The sequence below is a fragment of the Verrucomicrobiota bacterium genome (genome assembly GCA_016871535.1).
Lineage (GTDB): Bacteria > Verrucomicrobiota > Verrucomicrobiia > Limisphaerales > SIBE01 > VHCZ01.
In genome coordinates this window covers 1-3,139 of sequence record VHCZ01000417.1, presented here as the reverse complement: position 1 = coordinate 3,139, position 3,139 = coordinate 1, and the positions used below count along the sequence as shown (strand labels likewise).

At 60.7% G+C, this 3,139-nt stretch carries 3 protein-coding genes; all 3 read right to left on the bottom strand.

The features are described from left to right. Positions 1-181, bottom strand: a 181-nt coding sequence (locus FJ398_26995; GenBank protein MBM3841525.1) for a hypothetical protein, incomplete at its 3' end; no start/stop codon positions are given. Next, positions 178-1,341, bottom strand: coding sequence for an ATP-binding protein (locus tag FJ398_26990; GenBank protein ID MBM3841524.1), 1,164 nt, complete (start codon positions 1,339-1,341; stop codon positions 178-180). The genes FJ398_26995 and FJ398_26990, both read right to left, overlap by 4 nt. A gap of 240 nt (positions 1,342-1,581) precedes the next feature. Then, positions 1,582-3,033 (bottom strand): hypothetical protein, encoded by a 1,452-nt coding sequence (locus FJ398_26985; GenBank protein ID MBM3841523.1) that lies wholly within the window; start codon positions 3,031-3,033, stop codon positions 1,582-1,584. Positions 3,034-3,139 lie beyond the last annotated feature (106 nt).

Here is a 3,139-nt window from a genome sequence, read left to right as displayed (position 1 = left end):
CTGGCCGAAAAATCCTCGCCGCGAACGTGAGCGTATTTACGAAACGGACCACTAAGCACGTCTCGCCGGCCAGTCCCAGCACGCACTCGCGGTAGCGGCGCTCGCCATCGTAAACAACGAGGCAGCCGGCTGCATCGAGCCGCTTCTTGAACTGGTCACGAATGAATTCTCGGATTCTCATGCCTTCAACTCCTGCGCCATGCGGCCCAGCCGCTCGACCAGATGCACAATCGAAACCACTTCCATCTTCGGCCCAAGGTCGTAGGACTCCTTGCCCGGCACGACCACCAGCAACCGATCCAGCTTCAAGTCCGCCATCGCCACGTGCATCGATTTGGTGATGCCCGGCGCGTCGCCGAACTTGAACTCAAAGCCAATCCGCCGGCCCTGCCACAACACCATCAAATCCAGTTCCGCCCCGCCGTGCGTCGCCCAGAAATAAGCATCGCGGTCACCCGTGATTTGCAGCACCTGCTCCAGCGCGAAGCCTTCCCACGACGCGCCCAGTTTGGGATGTTCATCCAACCGCTGCGGGCTGGCCAGATGCAGCAGCCCATGCAGCATGCCCGAATCGCGGATATAGACTTTGGGCGCTTTGACCTGCCGCTTGCCCAGATTCTCGAACCACGGCGGCAACTGCCGCACCAGAAACGTCGCCGACAGCGCGTCCAGATACCGCCGCGCCGTCTTCTCCGTGACTCCCAGCGAGCGCCCGATCTCCGAGCTGTTCCACGTCTGCCCGTGGTAGTGCGCCACCATCCCCCAGAACCGCCGCATCACGCCGGGCGTCTCGCTCACGCCGAACTGCGCCAAGTCCCGCTCGATGGCCGTGCGCTCCATGTCGTCCTGCCACTGCCGCGCCCGTTCGTCCGTCTCGGCCAGATACGGCACCGGGAAACCGCCCCGCCACCAGAGCCGCCGATGCTGCTCCGCGCCGACCTCGCCCAGCCCCAATCCCGCCACGTCCACGAACGACACCCGCCCCGCCAGCGATTCCGTCACGCCCTTCATCAACCACGGCGACACGCTGCCCAGAATCAGAAACCGCGCCGGCAAGGGACGCCGATCCGCCCACACGCGCAGCAACGGAAATAGCTCCGGCATCCGCTGCGCCTCATCAATCACCACCAACCCCGTCAGGGGTTCGAGCACTGCCGCTGGCTGCCGCATCAAGTCCTGCGTCGCCGCGCTCTCCAGATCGAAATACCGCGCTCCCCGGCCCGTGGTGAACTGCTGCGCCAGCGTCGTCTTGCCGATCTGACGCGGCCCAAGCAGCGCCACGACCGGATAGTGCTCAATCCGCGCCGCCAGCAGCTCCAGATACTTCTTTCGCTCAATCATGATTCAAGTCTAACCGCGAAAACACGGAATGTCATTCCGATATTTCACGCTACGCAGCCAATCGCCGTTCTTCCAATGGGTTGCGAGCATGAAATCCCATCAAAACCAACTCACAACCGGCATCATTGAAAACCCGGAGTCGAGGTTTAGAGTTTCAAGGATGTCAAAATCGCCGCTGACCAACAACAACTTACCACCAATAACTTCCTGCCAGCCGTTTTAGCCTTCAGCCTTTAGCCTTTAGCCTTCTTCCAGCCCCAGCTCCGCGTCCGCTTTCTTCTTCCCGCGCTTCGCCTTCTTCTCCGGCGCTTTGACCTCGCACAGGTGTTCCAGCCCGTGGGCGATGGCGATGGAGCGATCCTTCTTGCACACCGTCTTCACCCGGTCGGGCCAGATGGTGTAGGCCAAGTGCGCCCAGTCGTATTCGCCGGCTTCCAGCGATTCCCAGCACGACTTCAAATCCTTCTGCCACTTGGGCAGGCGGAACAGTTTCCACAGCGGGCTGGCGGTGATGAGCACGCCATCGTTCAGGTTCGGCTTGTAGGGCAGGCCGGCCACGCGCAGCAGCTCGTCGTGGAGTTCCTTCAACTCGATGCACAAATCCTCCAACGCCTCGATCTGTTCCCGCAGCTTGGCCGTTCCGCCATTTAGCCTTTGGCCTTCAGCCTTCAGCCTTTCCACGTCCCGGTTCACTTCCTCCAGCTTGGGCTTCACGAAGTCGTTCAGGCACTGGAACAACGTTTGGGCGGTGAGGCGGTGGTAGTAAATCCAATGCGTGTAGCGACCGGAGGCGGTGGAAAGCGGCCAGTAGATGGGCGCTTGCCGGCGGCTCTTGGAATAACGTTTTAGGTGATCGGCGAAGAAGCCGGCGGGCTTGCGGAAATAGTCGCGCAACGACTTCACGCCGAGGATTTCGCAGGCTTCGTGTTCGATGGCCTCGGCTGTTGCTGCTCCCTCTCCGCCTCGACCGGGGAGAGGGCCGGGGTGAGGTGTCGATTTCCCCTTTCCGGCCCAGATGATTTCGATGACCTCGCGGACGCGGCGCTCGATGTCCAGCGGATGATTCGGGTCATCCACGAGGATGCCGTCCCACGGGATGCGGACGGGATACGCGACGGGCACGTCCTCTGGGCGGGCGGGCAAGCCTTGCGCGTTCTGCAACTGGCCGGGCGGACAGACCGGCAACGGCGCAAACGGGTCGGGCAACTCCGGCTCAGTTTGATCGCCTGTCGCATATCGGATGTCCCAGCGACCGAAGACTGTGCCGAGAGCGTAGGAAACACTGCCGCGAGCAGCGAACACATTGGTCGAAGCAAGCTGACCGACATCTTCAACGGGCGACGCAGGTTCTGGCTGGCGTTCGGCAAATTTCTGAATCAGCTCCGTTTCATCCTCGCTCAGTCCTATGCGCTCCGCGATGTCGCGTTGAAAGAGCCTTTCGCAGTCTCTTGTAACTGCTGAAGTTGCTTGAATCGCTCTTTTGAGCTCGTCGCCTACGGACGCAAGAGAATGACCGCGAGGAAGCGCCACAAAGAAACTCTGAATCTCGTCAAATCGTCGAGCGGCGACCGAGGACTGAAACACCTGTTGCACGAATTGCGCTCCATCTGCAACCGCCTCCGGCTCCACGAATGGAAGCAAGTTGACGTAACCAGAGTATTTGTGTTGCCCACAATACTTGTTCAGCGCCAAGCGAACTAGCGGTGTGTTCAGATAACCCAAGATAACCCACCAGAACCAAGGCTCTAGATGGGTCAGAAACCGGGATCGACTGTCCCTCGACAGTGAAAATATGACC